Here is a 25,089-nt window from a genome sequence, read left to right as displayed (position 1 = left end):
CGGGCCGGTGGTCCGAAAAAGCCCGCGGGGAGCGATCCCCGCGGGCTTTTCATTTAATGCGTCGGCTTCGACGTGATCTCAACCGCCGCTGGCGTCCGTATCCGGGCGGCTGCCGTAGATCTCCGACAGTTCCCGCACACCCGGCTCGCGCTCGGGCATTGGCGGGAGGCCGCGAATCTCGCGCAGCAGCGCGACGAATGCGCCACGTTTGTGTCGATGACGGAAGGACCGCGCCCTGGGGTGGATGCCGCAAGCCGCGAGCAATCTGCGCCTGAGATAGGTGGCTCTTGTCGAGCGAGGCGGTCCGTCGGCACCGGCAAGAACTCTGACACGCAAGGTGTTGGGCGTCTCCATTGCCGCGACGAGCTCTTCCTGTTCCGTCGCCAGGTCTTCGACATAGCTGCCTCGGCGGTTGCCGGAATGCAGCTTGAGCACGGTCAGATGCGGCATCGTTGCGATGACCGCACCCTTTCGCCAAGCTCGGAACAACCAGTCCTGCGATGACTCGCAGAAGCACTGACTGGCCGGACGCCAAGGCCCCAACCAGTCCAACGCCGTCCGCCGCACAATCTGGGCCGATCCGAACCCGGTCGTTGACGCGGGATCGTAGAAGCCGTCCTTGCCGATCCCGAATATCGAGTTCTTGACAGGCTTGCCATCGACCAGCGGTGGTTCGACAACGACGCCCCTTGCGATCACCACGTCGGCGCCGGTCGCATCGATCCATCCCGTGGTTGCCGCGAGATGGTCCGGAAACCAGAGGTCGTCATGGTTGAGCAAGGCGACGAACCGGCCGCGTGCCCTGGCAAAGCCGATATTGTTGGGGCCGGACTGCTCGCCGAAATTGACCGGCAGGTTGATATAGACGATGCGCGGATCGGCGAATTCAACGATGACCGCCGCCGTGTCGGGGCGGCAGGCGTCGCCAATCACCAGAATTTCAAAGTCCTGCAGGGTCTGGCCCAAGACGCTGCGCAATGCTTGCCGCAAGGCGGCCGGGCGGTCGTGGGTTGCGATCACCACCGAGACGAGCGGCGACTTCTGCCCGGCTGCCTCGGACTGGCCGGGGCGCGCCACGCTACACCAGCTTATAGGGGATGTGATCGGTGTCCGGCGGCAGGCGCCAATGGTCAGGCGCGTCATACGCATAGGCCTTGTCGACGAGATTGAGCAGCAGGGCGATCTCCGGCCCGAGCGCCGTCACACCGTGCCACACGCCGGGCGGGATGATGACGATCGCCGGTCGCAACGCGCCGACGATCTTGTGCCAGACAGTGCCGAAGCTGGGCGAGGCCTTTCGGCCGTCATAGAGCGATATGCGCACGCTCCCGACACAGCAGAAGAGCCGATCCAGTGTCGCCTCATGCGCATGCCAGCCGGTTACCGCACCTGGATACATCGTGCGCTGGAAGACCTGGCCGACCGGCGACTGATCGAGATTCCACTCGTCCCGGAATACCTCGGTGAGATAGCCGTTGGACGTCGCGACAGGGCTGATTTCCTTGACCCTGACGCCGTCGATTGCCGGAGGATCGATGGCAAGCCAGTCGGAGGTCACGGTTTGCCTGTCAGACGTGCCGGTGGCCATCCAGCCGTCCGGCGCTACGCGTTCGCCACTGCTCATTTTCAAAAACCCCAAAGCCCGGGGGATTTGATACGGGCTTGCCCCATTGCTGGCAAGCTGGCCTTGCCTTGGCCAAACAAAAACCCGTGAGATCGCTCCCACGGGTTTTCGGTCGCCTGAGATGTTGCTGTTGCCCGAAAGGAAGCAGGGTTCTGATGATCAGGGAGTTCCGCCGCCGGGAATGCTGGGCGCCAGCTTGCTGGCGCCGTTGATGATCTGGCTGAGGAAGTTCTGGTCCTTGCCGCCAGTCGGCGTGGTGCGCGAAATGAAGTCGAAAATCTTGCCGTCCTTCAAGCCGTAATTGGCGATCTGGCTGACGCGGCCGTCGGCCCCGAAATAGACCGCGAGCACTTTCTGGTCGACGAGCCTGGGCTTGTCGAAGGCCACATAGCGTTTGCGGGTTTGCGAAATGTAATAAAACGCCTCGTTGTCGAACGTCGCCGTCGTCGATGGCGTGCCAAGCGCCAGAAGCACCTGCTCGCGGCTGGAGCCGACAGGCACCGAATCGACGGCCTGCTGATCGTAGACATACCCTTGCGTAAACGTCTCGCTTGGATTGAGGTCGCCGATCATCTTGTTGGTGTGGCACGCCGAGAGCGCCGATACGACGAGCAGCAGTGAGATCGCGCCAGCAGGCCTGGACGAGAAGGTCGACTTGAAATTCAGCGCGCGCAACAACAATTCTCCATTATATCGCCGCAACTTGCGCTGGGCCGCAAAACCGGTAAACCAGCTTGCCTGCCGATGCAACAAGGCCAATTCAACAAACGGTCCCCGGAGACCATCCCCATGTTCCAGCGCCTTTTTGGTCGCGAACGCCACGCCAACCGCGCCATCACCGACGCGCTCTACGCACAAATCGTGGCAGCGGCGCGGCAGACTGTATTTTATTCCCATTGGAATGTACCGGACACGCCGCTCGGCCGTTTCGAGATGCTTTCGCTGCATATGTTCCTGTTCCAGCATCGCTTGCGCGGTGAAGACGGCGTGGCGCAGGAGATCGCCCAGGTGCTGATCGACGAGTTCTTCCTCGACGTCGATCATTCGCTGCGGGAGTTGGGCATTGGCGATGTGGGCGTGCCCAAACGCATGAAGAAGCTGGCGAAGATGTTTTATGGCCGTACCGCCGCCTATGATGATGCGCTGGAAAGAAACGACCAGGACGGGCTGACCGCGGCACTTGCCCGCAATGTTCGGCCCGACACCGGCGCGTGGCCGGAGGCATCGCAATTGGCCGACTATGTCGCCGACGCTTGCCGGCAACTGGCCGCTCAGCCGTCCGAATCAATCGTTTCCGGTACGGCGACGTTTCCGCTCGCCAAGGGAGGTGCTTGATGAAACACGCTGATACGCGAAGCCCGGTATCGTTTTTCGCCAATGTCGCCCGCCTGCCGCAGAAGGGCCTGCCCGTGGTGATCGAGGCCGATGCCGCCCAGCGCGCGGCGCTCGCCGGGGAGCATGGGCTGCTTTCGGTGGAAGCCTATCGTGCGGAGCTCCTTGTGGCGTCCTGGAAGCGCAATGGCGTGAAGGTCAGCGGCCGTGTCGAGGCCGACATCACCCAGGCCTGCATCGTCACGCTCGATCCGGTCCAGGCGCATATCGACGAGCCGGTCGAGGCGCTGCTGTTGCCCGAGGACTCCAAGCTTGGACGGCAGGGATTCGAAGGCGGCGGCGAGATACTTCTCGATGCGGACGGGCCCGACAGTCCCGAAACATTTTCCGGCGACACCATCGATGTCGGGGCACTCGCCGAACAGTTCTTCGGATTGGCGATCGACCCTTATCCGCGCAAGGCGGGCGCGTCGCTGGACACCGGCGGCAGGACCGAAGCGGCTGAGAATGAATTTCAGCAAAAACTGCGATCCTTGCTGGGAAAATCCTGAAAACCTCGCCCGCGATGGAAAAGTCGGTTGTGTGAAAACCCAAAACCGCTATTTTCGCCGAACCTTCGCGATCACTAAAGCGACCTGCCGCATAACCGTGAGATAAATACCGCGTGATCAGGATTTCCATCGATGCCATGGGCGGCGATCACGGACCATCCGTGGTCATTCCGGCGCTCATGACGGTCGCGACCCGCCGTCCCGACATCCGCTTCGTCATCTACGGGCGTGAGGAACTGGTGCGCCCCGAACTGGCCAAGTTCCCCAAATTGGCCGAGGTGAGCGAATTCTTCCACTGCGAGATCGCGGTCAGGATGGACGACAAGCCCAGCCAGGCGCTGCGCCATGGCCGCTGGAAGTCGTCGATGTGGAAGGCGGTCGAAGCGGTCAAGTCGGGTGCCGCGGACGCCTGCATCTCCGCCGGTAACACGGGCGCGTTGATGGCGATGTCGAAATTCTGCCTGCGCACCATGGCCACCATCGATCGCCCGGCGATCGCGGCATTGTGGCCTACATTGCGCGGCGAAAGCGTGGTTCTGGACGTCGGCGCCACCATCGGCGCCGATGCCCAACAGCTCATCGATTTTGCCATTCTCGGCACCGGCATGGCGCGCTCCGTGTTCGGCATCGCCCGACCGACGGTTGGCCTGCTCAATGTCGGCGTGGAAGAGATCAAGGGCCAGGAAGAGGTCAAGGAAGCAGGACGCATGCTGCGCGAGGCCAACATGGCCTCGATGAACTATCATGGCTTTGTCGAAGGCGACGATATCGGCAGGGGCACGGTCGACGTGGTGGTGACCGAAGGCTTCGCCGGCAATATCGCGCTGAAGACGGCGGAAGGCACCGCGCGCCAGATCGCAGGTTATCTGCGCGCCGCCATGAGCCGCACCCTGATGGCCAAGATAGGCTATGTCTTCGCCAAGGGCGCCTTCGATCGCCTGCGCGAAAAGATGGATGTCGGCCGCTCCAATGGCGGCGTGTTCCTGGGGCTGAGCGGCATCGTCGTCAAAAGCCATGGTGGTGCCGATTCGGACGGGTTCGCCGCCGCGATCGAACTCGGCTACGACATGGTTCGCAACAATCTGCTTGACCGGATCGAGGCCGACCTGGACCTGTTTCATGCGCGCAACCCGCGTGCCCTGTCATCTCGGAAATCCGACGTCGTTACCGACGCGAAGGAATAGGAAAGAACTTTGATCAGATCAGTCGTGCGCGGCACGGGCGCCGCGCTGCCCCGCCGCATCATGAAGAATGCCGATTTCGAGGGCATGGTCGAAACCTCGGACGAGTGGATCGCCCAGCGCACCGGAATCCGCCAGCGTCATATCGCGGCCGACGACGAGACGACGGCTTCCCTGGGCGAGGCCGCGGCCCGTGCCGCCCTTGCAAATGCCGGGCTGACGCCGGACGACATCGACCTGATCGTGCTGGCGACGTCGACGCCCAACAACACATTCCCGGCCACCGCGGTCGAGATCCAGAACAGGCTCGGCATGCATCACGGCTTTGCCTTCGACATGCAGGCAGTGTGCTCCGGCTTCGTCTATGCGGTGACGACAGCCGATCTCTATATCCGTGGCGGCCTCGCCAAGCGCGTACTGGTCATCGGCTCGGAAACATTCTCGCGCATCCTCGACTGGAATGACCGCTCGACCTGCGTCTTGTTCGGAGACGGCGCCGGCGCGCTGGTCCTGGAAGCGGGCGAGGGGGCCGGCACGATTGCCGACCATGGCGTTCTGGCGGCCAGCCTGCGCTCTGACGGCGCGCACAAGGACAAGCTTTTCGTCGACGGCGGACCGTCGACAACGGGAACGGTCGGGCACCTCAGGATGGAAGGCCGCGAGGTCTTCAAGCACGCAGTCGGCATGATCACCGACGTTATCGAGGCGACCTTCGCGGCCGCGGGCATCACCGCTGACGATCTCGACTGGTTCGTGCCGCACCAGGCCAATAAACGAATTATTGACGCTTCCGCCAAGAAGCTCGGGATAGCCGAGCAGAAGGTGGTGGTTACGGTCGATTTGCACGGTAACACCTCGGCTGCTTCCGTGCCGCTGGCACTGTCTGTGGCCGTTGCCGATGGTCGCATCAAGAAGGGAGACCTCGTCCTCCTGGAAGCGATGGGCGGCGGCTTCACCTGGGGTGCCGTTCTGGTTCGCTGGTAAGTGCCGAACGGGTCGGTTTCGGTCCTTGACCTTGCCGGATCAATTACTTAGGCTCAGCCGTTGTTGTGCCGATTTTATGTTTGAGCTGATGGGACGGTCGCATGGGGGGAAAGACACTTACGCGTGCCGACCTTGCGGAGGCCGTCTATCGAAAGGTCGGCCTGTCGCGCACTGAATCCGCCGAACTCGTCGAAGCTGTGCTGGACGAAATCTGCGAAGCCATCGTGCGCGGCGAGACGGTCAAGCTGTCGTCCTTCGCGACGTTTCACGTCCGCTCCAAGAACGAGCGCATCGGGCGCAATCCCAAGACCGGTGAAGAGGTGCCGATCCTGCCGCGTCGGGTGATGACCTTCAAATCGTCCAACGTGCTGAAGAACCGCATCCTGCGCTCGCATCAGAACAGCAAGGCCAAGGGCGGCAAATAGCCTCCATTGGCGGTTGAAAACCGGCGCCGCCATGACGCCGGGCTTGAATATTGCTTCACAAACCGCTGAAATAAGGTCCGATTCGGCAGCATGGCCGGATTGGTGTTCCGCGTATGGTCCATTCCGCGCAACTGGAATGAGCTTTTCTCTTTGGTGAGCGTGATCTCGCTGAATACCGTTCCGGATCACGCTCCAGCGTGAGGATTTCGCCCATGGACAAGAGCCCTGACGCCTTCCGCACCATCAGCGAGGTCGCTGAAGATCTCGACCTGCCCCAGCATGTGCTGCGCTTCTGGGAGACGCGCTTCAACCAGATCAAGCCGATGAAACGCGGCGGCGGCCGTCGCTACTACCGGCCGCAGGACGTCGAGCTGATCAAGGGCATCCGCCACATGCTCTACGACCAGGGCTACACGATCAAGGGCGTGCAGAAGCTGCTGCGCGAAAACGGCAATCACTTCCTCGTCGCCATCGGCAATGGTGACATGGCCGCAGTCGAGGCGATCTCGCAACGGAAGCAGGCCGATCAGGTGCCGCTGACACCGGCGGCGCAGCCGCGTGGCGGAGATGATGAGCTGGTTGGCCAGCCAAGGGTCAAGCCCAGCCGCCGCTTTTTTGGCCTGGGCAAGAGCGACGAGGAAGGTCCGGTTCAGCCGGATGCGTCGAAACTCTCGCGCGACAACCGGGCGCTGCTGCAGGAGGCGCTGTTCGACCTGCTCGAATGCAAGCGTCTGCTTGACCAGGTGCGCTGACCGCCGCACGACGCGTTTTGAAGCCTTTGGGCCGGAACTCGCCTTCGGGTGAGGCGTTACGTTTCCTTCTGCAAGACGCTCAGCAAGACAAGGAAACGCATGATGGCATCATTTTCGACCCTTTCGGACATCGACCTCGAAAAGCAGGTCGCGGCCCTCTCGAGGGAACTCGCGGCGTTGCGCAAGGCAATGTCAAAACGGGGCGGCGCTTACTATGAAGACGGCCGCGATGCCGCTCTTGATACATATTCGGATCTTGCCGGACGTCTGCGGGATGCCATGCCGGCAATCCGCAAACAGGGCAGGGTGATCGAGAAATCGGCCCGCGACCATCCGGCCGCCGCCGCCGCGGTCGGCCTTGTGGTACTCGGCCTGGTCGCCAGCCTGCTTTTCAACCGACGCTGAGGAGTCCTCTGGTCATAAGACAAGGTATTCAGCCAAGAAAATGGCGGCCGACCGCGAAGGGCGAGCCGCCATTGATCCCGGCGGCTTCATCAGGAGTGCTGCGCGGCGTCGGCCTGGCCATTCGCAATGTTGCTCCGGCATTTGGCGCGAAGCGCGTCGGCATAGAGGCGCACAGCCCCCTTGTGAGGCCGGCGCAGGAAGGCTGATTGGTCGAGCCGCCAGAGCCGCTCGATTTCGCTGGCGAACGCCGGATTGGTGGTGGTGCCATAGCCAGCACCGGGATAGACGACGATCTCGCCGGCATAGAGACAAAGGTCGGTGACAAGGAAGTCGACGCGGATGTAGTCGAGGTTGCCGGCGATGGCGGGGGCGATGGATACCGCCTGACGGACATAGTCGAGAAGCTGCGTATTGACGGGCACCGCCTGATCCTCGCGGGGATAGTCTGGATCGCGCCCGGGCAATGGATTGGCGTCCCGGTCAAAAAGCAACGAACGGCCGGCGGCCTTATCCTCGACCCAGGCATGCGTTACCACGCTGCCGCAGACGTGCACCTTGATGTCGGTTGCGACCCTTGCCCCGGAGAGCGCCAGCCGCTCTTCCACGAAAACGGTGGGAACGATCGGCCAATAAGCCCATTCGCCATTGCGGCGGCCATAGCGTTTTCTCAGCCAGTGCCTCGTCTTGGCGATGATGAGGCCGCGACTGGGGTCGCCATCGGCGACGAATATGTTCATCGCGCAGCCATGGTTTGTCTTGACCACCACGGCGCCGGCCAGCAGGCCCGGCGGGATGTCGGTGGCGTCGCGCCCGCGCCAGAGCGTCTTCGGTATGGGGATCCCGGGGCAGACTTCACGGATATGAGCCTTGGCCGCCAGCTTGTCGGTCAGCGTCACGAACAGCGGGTTGCGATCGAGAATCTTTCGCCAAAGCAACAATTCATGGTAGCGCACGGGCGCCGCCGGATTGGGCAGATAGCCCAGTTTCATGAAGAACCGCACGACAAGGGCAGGGTGGCGAAGTGTGAGCCACAATCGGGCAACCGACAGGACAAGGCGGTCTGTCCGGGAGAGGTCGGCCTTGGCCGTCATCGGGATACCTGGCCTGTTCGCGAAAGCCTGATCCGGTACAGTTGCCGGTCAGAAGCATCCCTTGCCGTATCGCGATTTGGCGCGGCGTGAAAGTCTCGCTTCTCGAAGTATTGGAATTGGCCGAAATCCTGGCCAGCAGTGTCGTCAGGCGAAATTCGATAGGCCCGGTTCATGTCGGGTCTGGCGGCGCAACCAAGAAGACCAGCCTTGAACAAGAAGCCAAGGCCGGTCTTCTCATTGCAGTGTGGTGTCAGGCCTTCTTCATCGTCTTCATGTGGTGGTGGTGATGATGGTGGTGGTGGTGGTGGCGGTGATGATGACGATGGTGGTGATGATGACGATGATGCTTCGCCATCGGGGCCGCATCCGCGCTCGTCGCGCCGATAGCCGGCACGGTGAAAGCAACTGCAACCGCAAGCCCGAGAGCCGAGAGGAGGGACTTCTTCATGGATCGTTTCCTTTTTTCGCAGGCAGATATTAAATCGGGTCGATAGCCCGACCGCCGCACATGGGATTACGCTCCCGAATTTTTTCGTCAGTATTTCCCGATTGTAGAATTTTGTTTCTGGACTGTTTCCGAAGAAGCCGGCTTTCCAACCATCATCACCAAGGCCGAAAAGCCGCGCTCTTTCCGGCTGTTTGGCTACATCGGCGGGACCACGCCATTGTTTCCCACCACGACGCGGCTGGAGCTCAGCGTCCCGTCGGCCTCACGCTGGGCGGTCACGAAAACCGTTGCGCCCGGCTTGAGATCGGTCGGCGTGGCCGGGGCAAAGGTCACGACGGGCGTGCTGTCGGGGATCGAAATCTTCTTGGTCTGCCCATTGTCGTAGGTCAGCGTCACGGCTCGCCCGCTTATGTCGGTGACGTCCGCCACCGTGCCGTTGGTCATGCGGCTGTTCGGCTGCAGGTCCCACGGGCGGTCACCCTCGCCGGTGCCTTTCAAGGCAGCGGGGAAAATCACGACTTCCAGCGCCCCGCTGCCGCCATCCGCCTTTGAAACGGAAGCGATGCCGAGGAAGTCGCCTTGCTTGATGTCCTTTTCGGAGGCACTGGCGACGCCCGAGATCTTCCAGCCGGTATTGAGCTTGATCGCGGAGGTGTCGCCCTGGCGGGTTTTGACGGTGAGCAGGGAGGGCTCGAAGCTGATCACAGTACCACGAACGCGCAACGCGTCCGCCGCCTGAGCGGTCGCCGCACTGGCGATGAAAAGACTGGAGACCGTGCCGAGCACGAGGAGGGATGCCTTGACGTTCATTGCAGATATCCTTCTGGGAATGGCCTGGCTGGAACCGGATGGTTTTCACGCCAGTGCATCAGAACAACGAACAGGTGGGCCCAAACCTTCGAGCAAAAAGGTGCCGGCTGTTCAAAAGAACTTGATGGCGCCGATGTGCGTAAGCTGGCGCGAAGGCGTCCGGTTCACGATAGCGTGACGGTCCGTTTGGCTCTTGGCAAATCACTGGCGAGCGGGCATCTTCCTGCTCGTCTCAGGCAACACTCCATTTTGATCAAACTCTTTCAGCCACCGGAGTTGCCAATGCCCCAAAATGCAAAAATCAATGCCCTCTCCGAACCGTTAGTCAGTGAGATCGGGCCAGATTCCAGTAGCCTCAGAGCAATGCGGGAGACCCGCGGATACAGCTTGGAAGAGCTTTCCCTGACCTGCGGTCTCGCGGTCGGCGAAATTGAGGACATCGAGAACGGCAGGGCTGCCGATCCGGCGAAGCTGCGTCGTATCGCGGCCGCGCTTCGGCTGCCGCAGGATGCTCTCATCGCTTTCGCTGCACCGACACCGGCCGTACAAGGTCGACCCCTGGCATAAAACCGGCAACAGCCGTGCCACGGAACCCGTCAAGGCCAGCTTGGCGGGTTTCTTGTTGATGCATCGGCGTTCCCCGGCGGCCGGGCTTGCCGATTCATGAATCGCACGTGTTTATACGTGCCGCATCCAGATTTGCGCCAATCGCTCTGTGTGTCGGGCGCCCTGTGTGTCGGGCGCCCTATGTGTCGGGCGCCTTGTACGTCGGATTTTGAACCGTGAGTTTTTCGATATGAGCCTGGAATCCGTTCGTGCGTTCTTTGCCGCCCATGCGCCTGATGTCGAAGTCATCGTTACCCAAGCGAGTTCGGCAACGGTGACGCTGGCGGCGGAAGCGCATGGCGTCCTTCCGGCGCAGATCGCCAAGACGATCTGCCTGCGCGTCGGCGACCGCACCATGCTGGTCGTGACCAGCGGCATCGCCAGACTGGACAACCGCAAGTTCAAGGACCGGTTCGGCGGCAAGCCGCGCATGCTGGATGCGGAGGAAGTTGTCGCTGCCACGAGCCATCCGGTTGGCGGTGTTTGCCCGTTCGGCTTGCCGGCGCCTCTGCCGGTCTACTGCGACGTGTCGCTGCGCGAATTTGAAGAGGTCGTGCCGGCCGCCGGGGCCACCAACGCCGCGGTGCGGATCGCCCCGCAGCGCATGGTCGATCTTATCGGTGCGGAATGGGTCGATGTGTGCCAGGGTTAAGGTAAGGTACTGACGCAGCCGGCCGCCATTGTCTCACAATCTACCTGCAAGATAGTCGCGGAATTCGGTTGACCCGAGCGGGGTTATCACGATACATCGCGACCGGTCCGGAGTGTAGCGCAGCCCGGTAGCGCACTTGACTGGGGGTCAAGGGGTCGTCGGTTCGAATCCGGCCACTCCGACCATTAGTTCCTTGAAATCCCTGGTTTTACCGAAGGCGCCTTGGGCGCCTTTTCTCGTTTTTGAGGCGAAAGGCGCTCCAGTCGCCCGTTTCGGACACGGCGTTCCGAAGAAGTCCCCAACAGACAGCGAATGTTCCTGCGTCGGCGATTCTGGAATTCGTCGGCAAATCCCCTCGAACGTGTAGCATCGTTAAGCGAGAGAGGTGGGCTCCTTACGAATCCGTAAGTCGCGCCCTTGAGCCGATGTCTCATATGTTGACCGCGAACAGCGAACTGATTCAGCCCTTCGCTGTTCCTTGGGTGCCCACACCCGCAGCCCGCTGCACCCCCAAAGAAGTCCCAGCAGCGGGCTGGTCCCCACTGCGAACCAACATTTGTATTTTCATGATGGTGGTTGAGCCGAATTCATTCGGCGAGCGACCGTGTAGGCGAATACTTCCCCACGAGCCTCATCAGTTACGCGAATCCAGTCCCGCGCCCACCTTTGCGAGGCTGCCTCGCAGGTATTCATTTCCGATGCGGCCACGGCAGGACTAGTCGCTTCGACTGCCTTGCATCTGATTACCCGATCGTAGCGCATTTCTGCGACATCGTAGATTGGCATGCTACTCCCCTGCAACCCTTTACCCCAAGAGGTAGTATTGCGCAGCGCAAGCTCGACCGCAAGTGGCAGGCATGGAACAAAGCCGGCTTAGGATTATCTCGTCGACGCTTGGGTCGAGACCAAATCCCGGGATTTCCGAAGCTCAAGGCGGCCCGGTGCCTGCGTTGGGATGAATTGGGACACCGGGCCTGACCGGCGGACTGTTTAGGGACCGAACCGCCGGCTGGCAAATCTATGCACTGATACTAATATGGCCGAAGCATGCAAATGAAGGAGCCGCGCGATGAACGAAAAGCCGGAAACGACCTTCGTCGTTTCCGTTTTTGAGAAGCCACATTGGCGCACGGTGTTGACGACGAAAGACAGGGCCCAAGCGTTCGCGATGGCAAAGGGGATTGGTGACAAGGTGCGCGTTGAGACGATCCCGCCGAAGTCTGGCGAGCGGTAGGCTTTGTCGCCATCAATGGCCCGAACGGTGAAACCTGGCCATTTGGAAATGGCACTTCTTCCGGTTCGTCTTGGCTGAACCCTGGGCAGATCGCGCCTTCAGCGTCCTGCTTGAGCCAGAGCCGGCCGCAACAGCCGCTGATGGCGGTACTCCAAGGCGATGGCGCCCCAGATCAGGCCGAGCAGCAGGTAGACGTGGCGCCAGTGATCGATATCGATGAAGGTGCCGAGCCCGATATTGCCGATGAAGGCGACATAGGCGCACAAGAGGTAAGGCTGCCACGGCCGGTCGCGCAGCAGGATGCGGAACCCGGAGGCTATGGTCCACAGTACAAGCGTCAGGAACGACACGAAGCCGAGCCAGCCATAATCCATCAGCATCTTCAGCCAGATGTCGTGCGTGTCCTCGCCGAACATCTTGCCGAAGACCAGCGGCCCGATGCCGAATGGACGCTCCATCGCCATCTGGAAGCCGATTGCGTAGCGGGCGAAACGGCCGAGGCGGGCGGTGTCATAGCTTTGCTCGAGATGCGCACGGTTGGAGAACATCTCCGACACGCCGGGCAATTGCAGGATGACGATGACGGCGATCGTCAGCAACGACAGCGCGGCGATGGTCATGATCACCACGCGCAACCGGAACTTGCCGCTGTTGCTCTGCAGGAACAGGCAGCCGGTGAGCAGGATCGCCGAAACGGCGAACATGCCCCAGGCGCCGCGCGAGAAGGAGAAGAAAATGCCCGATGCGATGATCAGCAGCGGCACCGCCAGCAGCGGCATGCGCGAGACCGGACCGGTCAGGAGCAGATAGAGCAGATAGATGCCGGGCAGCACCAGGAACGGCCCGAAGACGTTCGGATCCTGGAAGGCGCCGGCGGCGCGGTCGTATTTGGTGAAGATCTCGGCGCCGGGAAAGGCATGGAAATAGCCTGCTATGCCGAGCAGCGACGTCGCCACGGCCGAGACGACATAGGCATTGAAGATCAGCCGGTAGAGACCTGGTTGCGTGGCGGTGACCGAGGCGAAGAACACCGCGCTGAAGGCCAGGAACAGCGACACGGAGAGATAGAGGGGCGTGAAGGCGAGGTCCGCCATCTGCGTCATCGAGATCATGCCGCCGATGTTCATTGTTACCAGCAGCACCAGCAGCGGCATGGCCGCGCGGGAAATCCGCAAGCCGAAGAGCGCCCAGATGGCGATCAGCCCGGCCATGTAGATTTCGTAAGGCGCCGGCTCGCTGATGACGAAGCCGGACAGGAGGATGCCGAACACCACCGCACTGAAAGAAATCAGCGCGATCAGCTTGGCGTTGACCGCGGCCGGCGGCAACTCATGGGAAATCGCGCTCAATAGGCGTTTTCCGTGTTGAGCAGCCGGATCGGTGTCAGGAACAGGATCCGCAGATCGAACAGCAGCGACCAGTTCTCGATGTAGTAGAGGTCGTATTCCGTCCGCATGCGGATCTTCTCGTTGGTGTCCATCTCGCCGCGCCAGCCGTTGATCTGCGCCCAGCCGGTGACGCCCGGCTTGACCTTGTGGCGGGCGAAATAGCCGTCGACAACCTCGTTGTAGAGAAGGTTGTGCGATTGCGCCGCGATCGCATGCGGGCGCGGGCCGATCAGCGACAGCGATCCCAGCAGCGAATTGACGAACTGCGGCAGTTCGTCGATCGACGTCTTGCGGATGAAGCGGCCAACGCGGGTGACGCGCGGATCGTTCTTGGTCACTGTCTGCTTGGCGGTCGGGTCCGACCGGTCGGTATACATCGAGCGGAACTTGTAGACCTCGATGATCTCATTGTTGAAGCCGTGTCGCTTTTGCTTGAACAGCACCGGTCCCTTGCTGTCGAGTTTTATGGCGATCGCGGTCGCCAGCATCACCGGCGAGAAGACGATGATGCCGATCAGCGAGAAAATGATGTCGAAGGCGCGCTTGGCGACGGAATCCCAGTCGTTGATCGGCTTGTCGAAGATGTCGAGCATCGGCACCGAGCCGATGAAGGAATAGGCGCGTGGGCGGAACTGCAGCGCGTTGGAATGCGCCGAAAGCCGAATGTCCACCGGCAGCACCCACAGCTTCTTCAACAGCTGCAGCACACGCGTTTCGGCGGTCAGCGGCAGCGACACGATCAGCATGTCGATGCGGGCGATGCGAGCGAACTCGATCAGTTCCGAAATGGTGCCGAGCTTGGGATAGCCGGCAACGATGGGCGGCGAGCGCTTGTCGCTGCGGTCATCGAATATGCCGCAGATGCGGATGTCGTTGTAAGGCTGTTTTTCGACCGAACGGATCAGGATTTCCGCCGCCTTGCCGCCGCCGACGATGACGGCGCGCCGCTCCATGCGTCCATCGCGGGCCCAGCGCCGGATCAGCTTCGACATCACCAGCCTGAGGCCGAAGAGGAAGACGAAGCCGACCACGAACCAGGTGCCGAACAGCAGTCGCGAATAGTCTTCCGACATCTTCATGGTGAAAGCCGTCAACGCCATCAGCGCGAAGGTACCGGCCCAGACCAGCAGGATGCGGCTGAAATTGGCGATCGGCCGCATCAGGGAAACGACCTGGTAGCAGTCGGTGACATCGAGCAGAACCACGGCGAGGAACGACGCGGCGGCGATCGTCACCGGATATTGCCAGGCGAGATAGTTGAAGAACCCGACATAGTAGAAATAGACGCAGAGCCCCGAAAGGAACAGGATCGCGAACTCGATCATGCGCAGGACGCCGCTGACCATGATCGGCGACATCGTATCGCGCCGGTATTGCGACGCGACCTGTCGGGCAACATCGTTCATGCCCCCGGGCGCATCGCCATCGGCCGGGCCGTCGAATTTACGCACAGCTTCTGCTGAAAAGCGGCGCGCGGGGTCAATCTCGTTCATGGGACAGTCCGCAAGCTTCCCCAGGGTGATTAGCAAAAGAGAGCTAAGAAACCCTTGAAACAACGCGTGGCTTTGGAAAGGCTTGGGGTGTCACCTGCCGAGCGCGGCGAAATAGGCCTTTTCGATTTCGGCGGCCATGACGTCGGCGCCGAAGCGCGCCTTGAGGCCGGCGCCGTCGGGCATCAGCTTGCCGTAGGCTGCGAGATCGGCCAGCGCTTCACTCATCTTGTCGGTGAGTTCGACGGGATCAGGCCTGATCAGGGCAGGGGAGCCGGCAGCGAAAATCTCCGGTATGCCGCCGACCGAGGTTGCGATCATGGGTCTTGCCGCTGCGAGTGTCTCCAGCACGATATAGGGCATGGCTTCGGCGCGCGAGGGAACGACGACGAGCGCCGCCAGCGCGAAGGCCTCCCTGGCCGGCATTGGCGGCAGGAAGCGGACATGGTCCTGAAGCCCAAGGCGCTTCACCTGCGCGTGGTAGCGCGGCAGGTCGTCGCCGTCGCCGACCATCACCGCGCTCAGCGCACGGCCAAGCCGGGGACCGGCGGCGGCCAGCGCATCGATGAAGATGTCGGGGCCCTTCAGGTCCCGCATCATGCCGATATAGAGCAGATCCGCCGCATCGGGGCCGACGGCCACCGGTTCGAATTCCGTGGCGCGCAGTCCGTTGTAGACCAGCGTGTTCGGGATCGGTGGCTCGCCCACCTTCCGGCGATAGGTTCGCCGCTCATAATCCGAGACGAAGAGCAGGCAATCGGTGAAGCGCGCCATGGAGCGCTCCAGAGCGAAGAACAGCCTCCCCGTGGCCGTTGTTTCGTCATAGTGGAGGGAGCCGCCATGCGGCGAATAAAGGCGGGCTACGCGAGACCTTGATACCCGCAACAATGAGCCGAACAGACGGGCATAGGCGCCACCCTTGGCGCCGTGCCCGTGCAGGACGTCCGGCTGCAATTCCTTGATGATCCTGTAGGTGCGCCGGGCCGAGGCGAGATCGCCCGGGCCGACATGGCGCTGCATTGGCGTGCGATGGATACCGAGCGCCAGCGTGTCCTTCATCTGCTCGAACAGGCGTTCCTCGAATTCGCCGCCGGTGGTCGAATCGCAGACGATCCCGACCACATGACCGGCCGCGACCTGAGCTTCCGTCAGGTCGCGCACATGCCGGAAAATTCCTCCGACGGGTGAACGAAAGCAGTGGACGATCCTGAGCTTGTCCGCCACGTGGTATCTGTCAGAACAGGCGTTCGCGGACGAAGACGGTATCTCCGGGCAGCAGCGGGTCGGAGGTGACCACGCGCCCGGTCATCACCTTGCCGTTGATATCGCGGGTGATGTCGACGCTTTCCTGGTTGGCGCGTGGCGTGAAGCCTCCGGCAATGGCGATGGCCTTCTGCACCGTCAGGCCGGGCACGTAGGAATACTGGCCGGCAGCACCCACTTCGCCCATGACGAAGATCGGCCGGTAGCGGTCGATCTCGACCGAAACGTCCGGATCGCGCAGATAGCCTTGCCGCAATTTGTCGGCGATCTCCTTTTCCATCTGCTGGGCGGTGTGACCACGCGCGGGTACGGCGCCGACAAGCGGGAAGGAGAGATAGCCGGACTGGTCGACACTGTAGGTGTTGGTCAGGCCGTCCTGTTCGAACACGGTGACGCGGACGCGGTCGCCGGCGCCGAGGCGATAAGGCTGGTCGAGGACCTCGTGGAAGGCCGCCGGCGGCGGGCGGTAGCTGGAGCAGCCGGCGAGCATCGATACGGCAAGCAGCGCGCGAACAAGGGAAGCAGTGCTTTTCATGACCGGATACGTACCTTCGACTGGCCGCTGCGGCGTCGCAGCAAACATCTGGGATCGGGTTCGTTATCATCCTGTTAGGGTTAATGGCCGGTAAAGGCGTCGGCCGTTAGATCTCGCGCCGGCAGGGATTTTGCCATTTTGTCGTTTTTTCTAGCCGCTCGCCAGTAATCCCTAACGGAGTATTACCGCGATCTTAACTGCTGAGTTACCATAGTTGTTTACGGTGCATCCTGACCCAGTTTCGGAGTAGGGATGCATGTCCGTTCAGTCCGCGGCCGCAGATGTCGATGTCGACCTCAGGCAGCTTTTCGCCAGCCTGGCGAGGAACTGGCTGCGCATATTGCTCTTTGTTCTCGTGGTGACAGGCTTGGCGTTTGCTTTCGCTTCGCTCGCGACACGGCACTACAAGGCGCAGACGCAGGTGGAAATCGCCCCGCGCGAATCCGTTTATACCCGCCCGGCCGGCAGCAACAATGACGGCGACAAGCCGATCCTCGACGAGCAAGGTGTCGCCACCCAGGTCCAGATCATTTCGTCCAACGAAATCCTCAAGCAGGTGGCGCAGAAACTCGGCTTGGCGCGGCTGCCCGAGTTCGACGAAACGATCAACATGTCGTCGCTTAGCCGTATGCTGATCCTGCTTGGGCTGAAGAACGATCCGATGGATATTCCGGCCGACGAACGCGTGTTGAAGAAGATGCGCGAGAAGCTCAACGTCTTTGGTGTTGAGAAGACGCGCATCATTGCCATCGAGTTCTCATCCGAGGATCCCAAGCTCGCCGCAGCTATCCCCGACGCCATTGCCGCTGCTTATATTGCGGGGCAGGGCGCGGCCAAGAGCGAATCGAACACCGCCGCCGCGGATTTTCTGGCGCCTGAGATCGCCGACCTGTCGAAGCAGGTCAGGGATGCCGAGGCCAAGGTCGCGGCGTACCGCGGCCAGTCGGACCTCCTGATGGGCGGCAACAATTCCACCCTGGCCACACAGCAACTGGCCGAGCTGTCGACCGAATTGTCGCGGGTGCGGGCCAACCGCGCCGCGGCCGAAGGCACCGCCGACAGCGTACGCAAGGCGCTGCAGAATGGCGGCTCGCTGGATTCGCTGCCGGAAGTGCTGTCGTCCGACCTGATCCAGCGTTTGCGGGAGCGCCAGGTCGAGCTGCGCGCCAACATCGCCGATCTGTCGACGACGATGCTCGACAATCATCCGCGCGTTCGCGCGGCGAAATCACAGCTGGCCGATCTCGATGCGCAGATCCGCAGCGAAGCGCAGAAGGTCATGAAGGGCCTGGTTATGCAGGCCGATGCCGCCAAGGCGCGTGAAAACCAGCTCGTCGCCGACGTCAACACGCTGAAGGCGGCCTCGGCACAGGCTGGCGAACAGCAGGTCGGTCTCGACGCGCTGCAGCGCGATGCGGCGGCCAAGCGCCAACAGCTCGAACTCTATCTGACCAACTACCGCGAGGCAGCCTCGCGCCAGGACCGCAACTATGTGCCGGTCGACGCTCGTGTCTCCTCGCCGGCTTCGGTGCCCTCCGAGCCATACTTCCCCAAGGTCGGGCCGATCGTTGGCGCCGCCGCTGCGGCTTCGCTTCTGCTGGCGGCGGTCTTCACGCTGCTGCGGGAGCTCTTCTCGGGCCGCGCCATGCGCCCGGCTACGGGCGCCCGTTTTGCACCGATCGACGAAGTGGCGATGCCGACAACTGCCCGCCAGGAGCCGGCCGCGCCCCTGGAACCAGCTGCCCGGCTGGAGCCAGTTGTCGCCAGCGAGTTCGCCAATCGTGATGCTGGGGCGTCATGGCCCGAAACGGTCGCGGAATCTGAGATGACGGTGCGAGCCCAGCCCATTGCCGAGCCTGAGCCTGCTACTGAGCCTGAGCCTGAGCCTGCCGCCCAGGCGGAGCCTGTCGCCGAGGCCGTATCAGCTGCCGAGCCGGAACCCGTCGTGGAGGTCCAGCGGCCGCGCTCCGTGCTCGGTGAAATCGACATCGAGAAGGCCGCGGAAAAGCTGATCGCCAGCGGGGCCGCACGCGCCATATTCGTTTCGCCCGAAGGCGATGAGGCAGCCGCGTCGGCGGTCCTGGTGGCGCGCGAGGTGTCCGACGCCGGCCTGCGCGTCCTGCTGCTCGATCTTACCGCCTCGGGTGCTGCTTCGCGACCGATGCTGGACAGCGGGCTTTTCCCGGGCATCACCGATCTGCTCGCTTCGCAGGCGCAGTTCAGCGACGTGATCCATGCCGATCTCTATTCCGACTGTCACGTCATTCCGGTCGGCACCGCCGATCCGGTCCGCGCCATGCGCGCCGCCGACAGGTTGCCGATCATCATGCAGTCGCTGACCACGGCCTATGATCTGGTGGTGGTCGAGTGCGGACCGGCCGATGCGCAAGGCATCAGCCGTCTGGGCGGCGACGCGACCGAAGTGTTCTTGTCCATGCTCGAGCCGGACGACGAGGTGACGCGGGCCGCGGTCAAGCTGATCGAGAGCGGTTACCCCGACCTGACGCTGGTGACGCCGCTTGGCCACGAACCACCCGGCACTCCGGGCCGGCGTTCGGCGGCCTGAACAGCCGCTGTTCGCAGACCGCCTGGCCTATCCCAGTTCCAGCGTCGTCACGCCGAATACCTTGTTGGCATCAAGCGTCGGGGGTGGGCCTTGATACATGCGGGTGGTGCTGAAGGTCGGTGAGAAGCCCGCGGCCTCGAGTGCTGCGATGAAATCGACTTGGGTAGCCGGGACGTCGATGTTCAGTTCGCCGCCTTCGCACGCATTTGACAGCTCTGCGAGCAATTCGAGCGCCGTCTGCGTGTCGTCGGCGAAGAGCGGGCCGACCTTGAAGCCGCTGCGGCAGGAACGGGCCACTGCATAGCCGGCCGCTCCCCACGATTGGATCGCCGCCAAGGCACGGTGAGGCGGCTGCAGCCATTGCTGCAGGAAAGAGTGCCGGGGCGCGGGAAAGCAAAGCGCATCATAGCCGACGATATCGGGCACCGGTTGCGCACTCACCATGCGAGGCCGCCCGGCGCCGACGGGTGAGCCCGCAAGGCGCCCGCTGTAGCGGATGGTCTCGTAGACCGGCCTGAATCCTTTGCTCTGGTAGTTGGCCCGCTGCTCTTTGACGCCATCCAGCCCGATGGTGCGCCCGGCCAACCTGGCCATGCCGGCGGCCCACACCGCCTTGCCATAGCCCTTGCCGCGCATGTCCGGACGGCTGATGTAGAGGCCGATGAAACCAAAATCGCGCCCATAGGCCACCGCCGAGATCGCGGCGACCATGTCGTCGCCGACAAAAGCCCCGATGAATCCCTCCGGATCCGCGGCCTGGAACATCGCCGCGTCTTCAAGGCCCGGGTTCCAGCCCTCGGCGGCTGCCCAGTCGATCAGGTCGGTCAGTTCCCGGAGGGTTAGCGTGCGGATGGTCGGCTTCATGGCGCTCATTTCGAAGCGAGCTTAACTGTCGTCCTCGACAGCCGCGGGCGCCGGCTGTCCGGCTGCCTTGCGGCGCAGCATCTTGGTCAGCTTCCAGATCGTCGGGCTGTTCTTGATGAAGGCCTTCAGCCGCGCGCCCTGCCGTAGCGTCTGCGCCAGGGCGCGGCCCTTCAGTGTCAGCGGGGCCAGCACCTCGAAATGCCGCGTTTCGATATCGCACCACTGCCGTTTGTAGGCCTCGTCGCCGACGGAGAAATCATAGACGGCAAAACCGGTGTCGCAGGCTTCCTGTATGTTGTCGAAGAACAGGAAGTCGCCGGGACTGCTGTTCGCGAGATCGTCCTCCGCGATCGCGCCGAATTCGCAGATCAGGCGCTTGCCCGAACGGCTCGACCCAGTGACGGCGCGCAGCTTGCCGGCGACCTCCAAGCCATGGAGCACGAAGGACGGCTTGTCCTCGGCCAGGGCTTGCGTGAACAGCCCCCGGAAGAAGGCCCGTGTCCGGGCGTCGCCGAAGACGTTGGCAATGCCCATCTTGCGGAAGCGATGTTCCTTCATCTCGAAGAAGGCGTCGAGCAGCCTGTCCACCTCGTCCGAAGTTCGCGCCTCGATGCGCCGGTGGCTGCCGACGGCCTCGAATTTGCGCGTCTGCGAACGATGCTTCTTGCGTTTGCGCTTGCCGCTGGCGCGCAGCAGCAATGCATCGAACCCACCGGCAAGGTTCACGGCCAGTGAAAGATTGGGGCTGGCAAAATGGTCGAGCGACGCAAGCGGATTGGCGATGCCGTCGAGATCGGGCAGCAACCGTTCCAGCGCGATGAGATCGATGTCGGGACGAGCCTTGGCGATGGCTGCGAACATCGCGCGGACGGTCGCGCGATCCGCCCTGGTCAGCCATTGGGTGTCGGCTGCCGCGAAATTTCCATTGGCGTGGCGGTCGCCCATGAAACGGGCGACCCGGAACGGGCCGCGGCTGACAATCTCCAGCGCCAGCGCGAAGACCGGCTTGCCTTCGAGAGTGAGCGTCGCCACGAGCAGATCCGGCTTGACCTGGGCGGCCCAGTTCAGGATCCATGTCGCGCCCTGTGCCGGCGCGCTAAGCGCCGACCGGCAGAACTCCGCATAGGCCGCTAGCCCGTCCGTACCCACGACGGAAACCGACAGCCTCTCGGCATCCTTCGGCAGGGCGCGTGGCGACGCCTCGGTCGCCGCGAGCCGATTGCCGTCAAATGACGCCATTGCGTCAACCATACCTCAATCCTTAAGGCGTATTGATCCCGATTTGGGGGGCGCTCAGGCGTATTCCGTGCTTGGATCAGCCTAGGCGCAAAAGGTGAATGAATGATCGACGGTGGGGAGGCAATCCGGAAACTGGCGCTCAACGTCGCCCGTTATACCGGCCTTGCACCGTTGGCGAGGCCATTTGTCGGCGGCATCGGCGCCATCCTGATGCTGCACCGCGTGACGGCGACACCGGAAAAGCCCGACAGCGTCAACCGGCATCTCAACATAGCGCCCAGCTTCCTCGACGCGGTGATCGCCGACATGAAGGCGGACGGCTATGCCTTCGTCTCGATGGACGAAGCCGTGGAGCGCATCAAGGCAGGCGGCAAGGGCGGTCGGTTCGCCACCATCACCGCAGACGATGCCTATCGTGACAACATGACCGAGGCCCTGCCGGTGCTGGAAAAGCACGGCGCGCCGATAACCATCTATGTCGCGCCCGGCCTGATCGACGGCACCGCCGATCTGTGGTGGGACGTAGCCGAGGACATCGTCAATGCGTGCGAGCGCCTGACGCTCGCGACCCCGAACGGTCCGGCGGTGATCGATTGCGCGACCCCTGCCAGGAAAACCCAGGCGATAGCCCGGCTGCATGCCTATCTCGCCACCGAGGTTCGCGAGGAGGATTTGCGGACCGTGCTGCGCGATCTGGCCAGTTCAAATGGCGTCGACGCGGACGCTCCGCGCCTGCGGACACTGATGAACTGGGATGAGATTCGCACTGTCGCGGCGCATCCATTGGTGACGATTGGCGCCCATACGATCAACCACAGCAATCTGAAGCGGCTGTCCGAAGCCGATGCGCGGCATGAGATCGGCGCGGTAAAGGATAAGTTGCGCGCCGAGCTCGGCAGGGAGCCCCGCCATTTCGCCTATCCCTATGGCTACGCGAGTGCCGTCGGCTGCCGCGAAGTGGGCTTTGCCCGTGACGCCGGCTATGTCTCCGCCGTGACGACCCGCCATGGCGTGCTGCGCGCCGAACATGCCGGCTTCCTGCATGCCTTGCCGCGCATTTCGATCAATGGCCGCTACCAGAGCCTCGCCCACATACGCACCATGCTGTCGGGCGTGACCACGCCGCTCGCCAATGCCGGCAAGATGGTTGTCACCGTCTGACGGGCTGCCTTGTCGGGCAAGGCGATCGAGCCGGCGAACATCCGCAACGTGTCAGCATTTGTGGAAATAGCGGTAGGTGTCCGGTGCGCTCATCCATTTGAAGTCGGCTGTCAATCCGCCATGCGCGTTGATCCAGCCGCGGATGTCGGAGGCATAAGCGTTCCACAACACGCCGGTCATGTCGGTGCGGTGCGCGAGGTGGAAGCCAAAGCTCGCCGCTGGCATCACGCATATGCGGCTGCGGGGGACATAGCCGAGCAGCACCGTGCAGGCGGACTGGCATTTGCCGACAATGCGCACATTGACGCCGCGCGCCGCCAACGCTTTCCACCGCTGGGTGTAGGCGGCGACGCTGCCGCCATGGTTGTCCGAGACGTTGATGGTTTCGGCTGCCGCGGCCGACACGGCCAGTGAGGTGAACAGCAAGGCCAGCCCTGCGAACATCGCTTTCAGCATGCCGGCCTCCCCAGGTGAGAACGGTCAGGATAGTCCCTTGTTCGTGGGTCGATGAATCACATTCGCGTTCTTGACGCGTGACCCTGTAAACCGACGCGGGCCTGTTTCAGCCTTTCGAGCGCGGATCCAGCATCAGCCACTTGATGATGCCCATCGCCGGCAGCACCCACAGCAGTCCGCTGAGCAGGAAGAACAGGAATTGCACCAACGCGCTCGATTCCGACAAACGGGCGACCGCGAAGATCGATGCGACGAGCGCATAGATGATCACCAGCGCCACCAGCAGGAACATTCCGATCAGCTTCTTCAGGCGAATGGGCATGGCTTGGCCTCGTTGATCTTTATCGCTTAAGCCGAACGCAAGATGCGTGCAACCCGCCGCGGGCGGCGCGACGGCGTGCCGCGCCGGATGGCCTTGCCAGCAGGGGTGCGATGGTTCACCTATCCGCGACTTCAACCTGCCGGGACAAGATCATGGCTGCCATATCAGCCGCCGCTACGCCATACGCTGCCCGCGACCGCGACCTGCACAACCGGGCGCTGGTTCGGGGCTGGCTTTATGTCGTGCTTCTGGTGCTGTTTGCACTGGTGCTGGTCGGCGGCGCCACGCGGCTTACCGAGTCGGGCCTGTCGATCACCGAATGGCAGCCGATCCATGGCGTCATCCCGCCGCTCAACGACGCCGAGTGGCAAGAGGAGTTCCAGCGCTACCAGCAGATCCCGCAATACACCGAGCTCAACAAGGGCATGAGCATCGAGGCGTTCAAGTCGATCTTCTGGTGGGAGTGGGCGCATCGTCTGCTGGCGCGCAGCGTCGGCCTGGTCTTTGCCTTGCCGCTGCTGGTGTTCTGGGTGACACGCCGCATCGAGCGCGGCCTGGGGCCGAAACTCGTCGGCATTCTTCTCCTCGGTGGCCTGCAGGGCGCCATCGGATGGTGGATGGTCGCTTCCGGCCTTGTCGACCGTGTGTCGGTGAGCCAGTACAGGCTGGCGACGCATCTGACGCTAGCGGCGCTGATCTTCACCGCCACCATGGTCGTGGCGCGTGGGCTGGCCCCGCATTCGGAGCCTGCGGCCGATCGCTCTACGCAGCGCATGGCCGGCTTCATCGTGCTTCTGGCGTTGATCCAGATCTATCTCGGCGGTCTTGTCGCCGGTCTCAATGCCGGTTTGAGCTACAACACCTGGCCGCTGATGGACGGCAAGATCATCCCCGGCGACCTGCTGATCCTCGAGCCGGCATGGCGCAACTTCTTCGAAAGCCCGAAGACGGTGCAGTTCGTCCATCGGCTCGGCGCTTATACGGTCTTCGCCGTCGCGCTCTGGCACATGATCGCGACACGGATCCGCCTGCCGGGCTCAACCCATGCCCGTCGTGCAACGCTATTGTTCGTGCTGGTGCTGGTACAGGCATCGATCGGCATCGGCACGCTGCTGATGCACGTGCCGCTGCATATGGCGCTCACCCATCAGGGTTTCGCACTGATCGTGCTGGGCTTTGCCGCCGCTCATTGGCGTGGCACCAAGGGAGCTTATCCCTTGCCGCAAGAGATCGCGCTCAGGAGTTGAGAGCAATTCCAGGAAAAGTGTGAGCGGTTTTCCGTCCGGAATTGCGTCAAAACAAACAGTTAGAGCGATCAGCTCGTCACATCCAGAATTCGTTGGACTGCGTGGTTTTCTCGCCGTCGAATTCCGCCTGGCGCAAAGCGGCGGCGGACGGCGTTGACTGGCTCTGAGCGGCCTTGGCAGCCTTGTCGGCGTCGGCGGCCCGGAGCGCGTCAAGCTTGGCCTGGGCCACCGCCATATCCTGCCGGATCTGGGCGGCCTTGACTTCATCCGTGATCGCCTTGGCCTGATCCTCCAGGTCCTGGATCTGCTTTTCGAGCGCTGCCTCCTGGGCTGCATTGCTCGAGGAACTGGACGAGGAATACTGGGTTGCCGAGGAAGAACCCGAGATCGCGCTGACCATGGCAAATCCTTGTGAAGCCAGGACATGGTCACTAGCCGATCATGGTGAACAATCGATTACTTC

The 25,089-nt window shown here is 62.5% G+C and carries 28 protein-coding genes and 1 tRNA gene; 15 read left to right on the top strand and 14 right to left on the bottom strand.

Annotated features, from left to right (window positions below; all coding sequences use genetic code 11):
* Positions 1-78: 78 nt before the first annotated feature.
* The 3 genes from FJ977_RS01450 to FJ977_RS01440 form a co-directional block, all read right to left on the bottom strand.
* Positions 79-1,143, bottom strand: coding sequence for a glycosyltransferase family 2 protein (locus FJ977_RS01450; protein ID WP_246682796.1), 1,065 nt, complete (start codon positions 1,141-1,143; stop codon positions 79-81).
* Entirely contained in the window at positions 1,079-1,624 is a 546-nt protein-coding gene (locus FJ977_RS01445) for a dTDP-4-dehydrorhamnose 3,5-epimerase family protein (protein WP_140767914.1), read from the bottom strand. The genes FJ977_RS01450 and FJ977_RS01445 overlap by 65 nt, the downstream gene beginning before the upstream one ends.
* Positions 1,625-1,783: 159 nt before the next feature.
* On the bottom strand, positions 1,784-2,299 hold the full coding sequence (locus tag FJ977_RS01440; RefSeq protein WP_140767913.1) for an outer membrane protein assembly factor BamE: 516 nt from the start codon (positions 2,297-2,299) through the stop codon (positions 1,784-1,786).
* Between the two features lie 114 nt (positions 2,300-2,413).
* Here FJ977_RS01440 and FJ977_RS01435 point away from each other — a divergent pair, with 114 nt between their 5' ends.
* The 7 genes from FJ977_RS01435 (at position 2,414) to FJ977_RS01405 (ending at position 7,254) form a co-directional block, all read left to right on the top strand.
* The gene (locus FJ977_RS01435; protein WP_140767912.1) at positions 2,414-2,959 is read left to right on the top strand and encodes a ubiquinol-cytochrome C chaperone family protein; all 546 of its coding nucleotides are present in this window, start codon (positions 2,414-2,416) and stop codon (positions 2,957-2,959) included.
* Positions 2,959-3,507, top strand: coding sequence for a DUF177 domain-containing protein (locus FJ977_RS01430; RefSeq protein WP_140767911.1), 549 nt, complete (start codon positions 2,959-2,961; stop codon positions 3,505-3,507). Before FJ977_RS01435 ends, FJ977_RS01430 begins: the two co-directional genes overlap by 1 nt.
* A 113-nt stretch (positions 3,508-3,620) precedes the next feature.
* The gene (gene plsX / locus FJ977_RS01425) at positions 3,621-4,691 is read left to right on the top strand and encodes a phosphate acyltransferase PlsX (protein WP_140767910.1); all 1,071 of its coding nucleotides are present in this window, start codon (positions 3,621-3,623) and stop codon (positions 4,689-4,691) included.
* A gap of 9 nt (positions 4,692-4,700) precedes the next feature.
* On the top strand, positions 4,701-5,672 hold the full coding sequence (locus FJ977_RS01420; protein WP_140767909.1) for a beta-ketoacyl-ACP synthase III: 972 nt from the start codon (positions 4,701-4,703) through the stop codon (positions 5,670-5,672).
* A gap of 101 nt (positions 5,673-5,773) precedes the next feature.
* The gene (locus FJ977_RS01415) at positions 5,774-6,097 is read left to right on the top strand and encodes an integration host factor subunit alpha (RefSeq protein WP_010915609.1); all 324 of its coding nucleotides are present in this window, start codon (positions 5,774-5,776) and stop codon (positions 6,095-6,097) included.
* A 212-nt stretch (positions 6,098-6,309) separates the two neighbouring features.
* Positions 6,310-6,849: a MerR family transcriptional regulator gene (locus FJ977_RS01410; RefSeq protein ID WP_027042329.1), complete on the top strand. Its 540-nt coding sequence runs from the start codon at positions 6,310-6,312 to the stop codon at positions 6,847-6,849.
* A gap of 102 nt (positions 6,850-6,951) precedes the next feature.
* The gene (locus FJ977_RS01405) at positions 6,952-7,254 is read left to right on the top strand and encodes a hypothetical protein (RefSeq protein WP_140767908.1); all 303 of its coding nucleotides are present in this window, start codon (positions 6,952-6,954) and stop codon (positions 7,252-7,254) included.
* 89 nt (positions 7,255-7,343) lie between these two features.
* Here FJ977_RS01405 and FJ977_RS01400 read toward each other — a convergent pair whose 3' ends face one another.
* The gene (locus FJ977_RS01400; protein WP_140767907.1) at positions 7,344-8,345 is read right to left on the bottom strand and encodes an ATP-grasp fold amidoligase family protein; all 1,002 of its coding nucleotides are present in this window, start codon (positions 8,343-8,345) and stop codon (positions 7,344-7,346) included.
* A gap of 643 nt (positions 8,346-8,988) precedes the next feature.
* Entirely contained in the window at positions 8,989-9,603 is a 615-nt protein-coding gene (locus FJ977_RS01390) for a hypothetical protein (RefSeq protein WP_140767905.1), read from the bottom strand.
* Here FJ977_RS01390 and FJ977_RS01385 point away from each other — a divergent pair.
* From FJ977_RS01385 to FJ977_RS35650, 5 genes are all read left to right on the top strand, one after another.
* Positions 9,593-9,781 (top strand): hypothetical protein, encoded by a 189-nt coding sequence (locus tag FJ977_RS01385; protein ID WP_140767904.1) that lies wholly within the window; start codon positions 9,593-9,595, stop codon positions 9,779-9,781. The two genes, FJ977_RS01390 and FJ977_RS01385, sit on opposite strands and share 11 nt — an antisense overlap.
* A 104-nt stretch (positions 9,782-9,885) precedes the next feature.
* Entirely contained in the window at positions 9,886-10,170 is a 285-nt protein-coding gene (locus FJ977_RS01380) for a helix-turn-helix transcriptional regulator (protein WP_140767903.1), read from the top strand.
* Between the two features lie 229 nt (positions 10,171-10,399).
* A complete protein-coding gene (locus FJ977_RS01375) occupies positions 10,400-10,861 on the top strand; it encodes a YbaK/EbsC family protein (protein ID WP_140767902.1) in 462 nt (153 codons plus the stop codon).
* 108 nt (positions 10,862-10,969) lie between these two features.
* Positions 10,970-11,046, top strand: a tRNA-Pro gene (locus tag FJ977_RS01370).
* An 884-nt stretch (positions 11,047-11,930) separates the two neighbouring features.
* Complete coding sequence (locus FJ977_RS35650) at positions 11,931-12,095, top strand: hypothetical protein (protein ID WP_181179476.1); 165 nt, start codon at positions 11,931-11,933, stop codon at positions 12,093-12,095.
* Between the two features lie 98 nt (positions 12,096-12,193).
* Here FJ977_RS35650 and FJ977_RS01365 read toward each other — a convergent pair whose 3' ends face one another.
* From FJ977_RS01365 to FJ977_RS01350, 4 genes are all read right to left on the bottom strand, one after another.
* Positions 12,194-13,444 carry an O-antigen ligase family protein gene (locus FJ977_RS01365; RefSeq protein WP_140767901.1) on the bottom strand — a complete coding sequence of 417 codons (1,251 nt, stop codon included), beginning with the start codon at positions 13,442-13,444 and terminating at the stop codon, positions 12,194-12,196.
* Positions 13,441-14,976, bottom strand: coding sequence for an undecaprenyl-phosphate glucose phosphotransferase (locus tag FJ977_RS01360; protein ID WP_140767900.1), 1,536 nt, complete (start codon positions 14,974-14,976; stop codon positions 13,441-13,443). The genes FJ977_RS01365 and FJ977_RS01360 overlap by 4 nt, the downstream gene beginning before the upstream one ends.
* Positions 14,977-15,066: 90 nt before the next feature.
* Positions 15,067-16,197 (bottom strand): glycosyltransferase, encoded by a 1,131-nt coding sequence (locus FJ977_RS01355; protein ID WP_140767899.1) that lies wholly within the window; start codon positions 16,195-16,197, stop codon positions 15,067-15,069.
* Positions 16,198-16,207: 10 nt separating this feature from the next.
* On the bottom strand, positions 16,208-16,771 hold the full coding sequence (locus tag FJ977_RS01350; RefSeq protein WP_056565427.1) for a polysaccharide biosynthesis/export family protein: 564 nt from the start codon (positions 16,769-16,771) through the stop codon (positions 16,208-16,210).
* Positions 16,772-17,027: 256 nt separating this feature from the next.
* Here FJ977_RS01350 and FJ977_RS01345 point away from each other — a divergent pair, with 256 nt between their 5' ends.
* Positions 17,028-19,337, top strand: a complete 2,310-nt coding sequence (locus FJ977_RS01345) for a Wzz/FepE/Etk N-terminal domain-containing protein (protein WP_140767898.1) — start codon at positions 17,028-17,030, stop codon at positions 19,335-19,337.
* A gap of 27 nt (positions 19,338-19,364) precedes the next feature.
* On the opposite strand, the gene FJ977_RS01340 is transcribed toward FJ977_RS01345, so the two are convergent.
* Positions 19,365-20,201 (bottom strand): GNAT family N-acetyltransferase, encoded by an 837-nt coding sequence (locus tag FJ977_RS01340; RefSeq protein ID WP_140767897.1) that lies wholly within the window; start codon positions 20,199-20,201, stop codon positions 19,365-19,367.
* 21 nt (positions 20,202-20,222) lie between these two features.
* Positions 20,223-21,452 carry a GNAT family N-acetyltransferase gene (locus tag FJ977_RS01335; RefSeq protein ID WP_140767896.1) on the bottom strand — a complete coding sequence of 410 codons (1,230 nt, stop codon included), beginning with the start codon at positions 21,450-21,452 and terminating at the stop codon, positions 20,223-20,225.
* Positions 21,453-21,542: 90 nt separating this feature from the next.
* On the opposite strand from FJ977_RS01335, the gene FJ977_RS01330 reads away from it, so the two are divergent.
* Positions 21,543-22,601 carry a polysaccharide deacetylase family protein gene (locus tag FJ977_RS01330; protein WP_140767895.1) on the top strand — a complete coding sequence of 353 codons (1,059 nt, stop codon included), beginning with the start codon at positions 21,543-21,545 and terminating at the stop codon, positions 22,599-22,601.
* Between the two features lie 51 nt (positions 22,602-22,652).
* Here the strand turns inward: FJ977_RS01330 and FJ977_RS01325 are convergent, their stop codons facing one another.
* Together FJ977_RS01325 and FJ977_RS01320 are read right to left on the bottom strand one after the other, a co-directional pair.
* A complete protein-coding gene (locus FJ977_RS01325) occupies positions 22,653-23,057 on the bottom strand; it encodes a hypothetical protein (protein WP_140767894.1) in 405 nt (134 codons plus the stop codon).
* 106 nt (positions 23,058-23,163) lie between these two features.
* Positions 23,164-23,379, bottom strand: a complete 216-nt coding sequence (locus tag FJ977_RS01320; protein ID WP_140767893.1) for a DUF2842 domain-containing protein — start codon at positions 23,377-23,379, stop codon at positions 23,164-23,166.
* Between the two features lie 152 nt (positions 23,380-23,531).
* Between FJ977_RS01320 and FJ977_RS01315 the strand changes: the two genes are divergently transcribed.
* A complete protein-coding gene (locus tag FJ977_RS01315; protein ID WP_140767892.1) occupies positions 23,532-24,626 on the top strand; it encodes a COX15/CtaA family protein in 1,095 nt (364 codons plus the stop codon).
* Positions 24,627-24,702: 76 nt separating this feature from the next.
* On the opposite strand, the gene FJ977_RS01310 is transcribed toward FJ977_RS01315, so the two are convergent.
* The gene (locus tag FJ977_RS01310) at positions 24,703-25,026 is read right to left on the bottom strand and encodes a hypothetical protein (protein ID WP_140767891.1); all 324 of its coding nucleotides are present in this window, start codon (positions 25,024-25,026) and stop codon (positions 24,703-24,705) included.
* Between the last annotated feature and the right edge of the window lie 63 nt (positions 25,027-25,089).

Origin of the sequence: Mesorhizobium sp. B2-1-3A (assembly GCF_006442655.1) — a bacterium.
GTDB lineage: Bacteria > Pseudomonadota > Alphaproteobacteria > Rhizobiales > Rhizobiaceae > Mesorhizobium.
Note: the sequence above shows the minus strand (reverse complement) of the source record. Positions and strands in the feature narration are given on the sequence as shown.

What these genes read in the sequence shown, in the direction of transcription:
- FJ977_RS01360 (WP_140767900.1), bottom strand. Translation starts at nt 14,976, where the DNA reads ATGAACGAGATTGACCCCGCGCGCCGCTTTTCAGCAGAAGCTGTGCGT.
- FJ977_RS01320 (WP_140767893.1), bottom strand. Translation starts at nt 23,379, where the DNA reads ATGCCCATTCGCCTGAAGAAGCTGATCGGAATGTTCCTGCTGGTGGCG.
- FJ977_RS01410 (WP_027042329.1), top strand. Translation starts at nt 6,310, where the DNA reads ATGGACAAGAGCCCTGACGCCTTCCGCACCATCAGCGAGGTCGCTGAA.
- FJ977_RS01335 (WP_140767896.1), bottom strand. Translation starts at nt 21,452, where the DNA reads ATGGTTGACGCAATGGCGTCATTTGACGGCAATCGGCTCGCGGCGACC.
- FJ977_RS01350 (WP_056565427.1), bottom strand. Translation starts at nt 16,771, where the DNA reads ATGAAAAGCACTGCTTCCCTTGTTCGCGCGCTGCTTGCCGTATCGATG.
- FJ977_RS01405 (WP_140767908.1), top strand. Translation starts at nt 6,952, where the DNA reads ATGGCATCATTTTCGACCCTTTCGGACATCGACCTCGAAAAGCAGGTC.
- FJ977_RS01315 (WP_140767892.1), top strand. Translation starts at nt 23,532, where the DNA reads ATGGCTGCCATATCAGCCGCCGCTACGCCATACGCTGCCCGCGACCGC.
- FJ977_RS01435 (WP_140767912.1), top strand. Translation starts at nt 2,414, where the DNA reads ATGTTCCAGCGCCTTTTTGGTCGCGAACGCCACGCCAACCGCGCCATC.
- FJ977_RS01345 (WP_140767898.1), top strand. Translation starts at nt 17,028, where the DNA reads ATGTCCGTTCAGTCCGCGGCCGCAGATGTCGATGTCGACCTCAGGCAG.
- FJ977_RS01375 (WP_140767902.1), top strand. Translation starts at nt 10,400, where the DNA reads ATGAGCCTGGAATCCGTTCGTGCGTTCTTTGCCGCCCATGCGCCTGAT.
- FJ977_RS01450 (WP_246682796.1), bottom strand. Translation starts at nt 1,143, where the DNA reads ATGACGCGCCTGACCATTGGCGCCTGCCGCCGGACACCGATCACATCC.
- FJ977_RS01325 (WP_140767894.1), bottom strand. Translation starts at nt 23,057, where the DNA reads ATGCTGAAAGCGATGTTCGCAGGGCTGGCCTTGCTGTTCACCTCACTG.
- FJ977_RS01390 (WP_140767905.1), bottom strand. Translation starts at nt 9,603, where the DNA reads ATGAACGTCAAGGCATCCCTCCTCGTGCTCGGCACGGTCTCCAGTCTT.
- FJ977_RS01445 (WP_140767914.1), bottom strand. Translation starts at nt 1,624, where the DNA reads ATGAGCAGTGGCGAACGCGTAGCGCCGGACGGCTGGATGGCCACCGGC.
- FJ977_RS01415 (WP_010915609.1), top strand. Translation starts at nt 5,774, where the DNA reads ATGGGGGGAAAGACACTTACGCGTGCCGACCTTGCGGAGGCCGTCTAT.
- FJ977_RS01430 (WP_140767911.1), top strand. Translation starts at nt 2,959, where the DNA reads ATGAAACACGCTGATACGCGAAGCCCGGTATCGTTTTTCGCCAATGTC.
- FJ977_RS01340 (WP_140767897.1), bottom strand. Translation starts at nt 20,201, where the DNA reads ATGAAGCCGACCATCCGCACGCTAACCCTCCGGGAACTGACCGACCTG.
- FJ977_RS01380 (WP_140767903.1), top strand. Translation starts at nt 9,886, where the DNA reads ATGCCCCAAAATGCAAAAATCAATGCCCTCTCCGAACCGTTAGTCAGT.
- FJ977_RS35650 (WP_181179476.1), top strand. Translation starts at nt 11,931, where the DNA reads ATGAACGAAAAGCCGGAAACGACCTTCGTCGTTTCCGTTTTTGAGAAG.
- FJ977_RS01400 (WP_140767907.1), bottom strand. Translation starts at nt 8,345, where the DNA reads ATGACGGCCAAGGCCGACCTCTCCCGGACAGACCGCCTTGTCCTGTCG.
- FJ977_RS01330 (WP_140767895.1), top strand. Translation starts at nt 21,543, where the DNA reads ATGATCGACGGTGGGGAGGCAATCCGGAAACTGGCGCTCAACGTCGCC.
- FJ977_RS01310 (WP_140767891.1), bottom strand. Translation starts at nt 25,026, where the DNA reads ATGGTCAGCGCGATCTCGGGTTCTTCCTCGGCAACCCAGTATTCCTCG.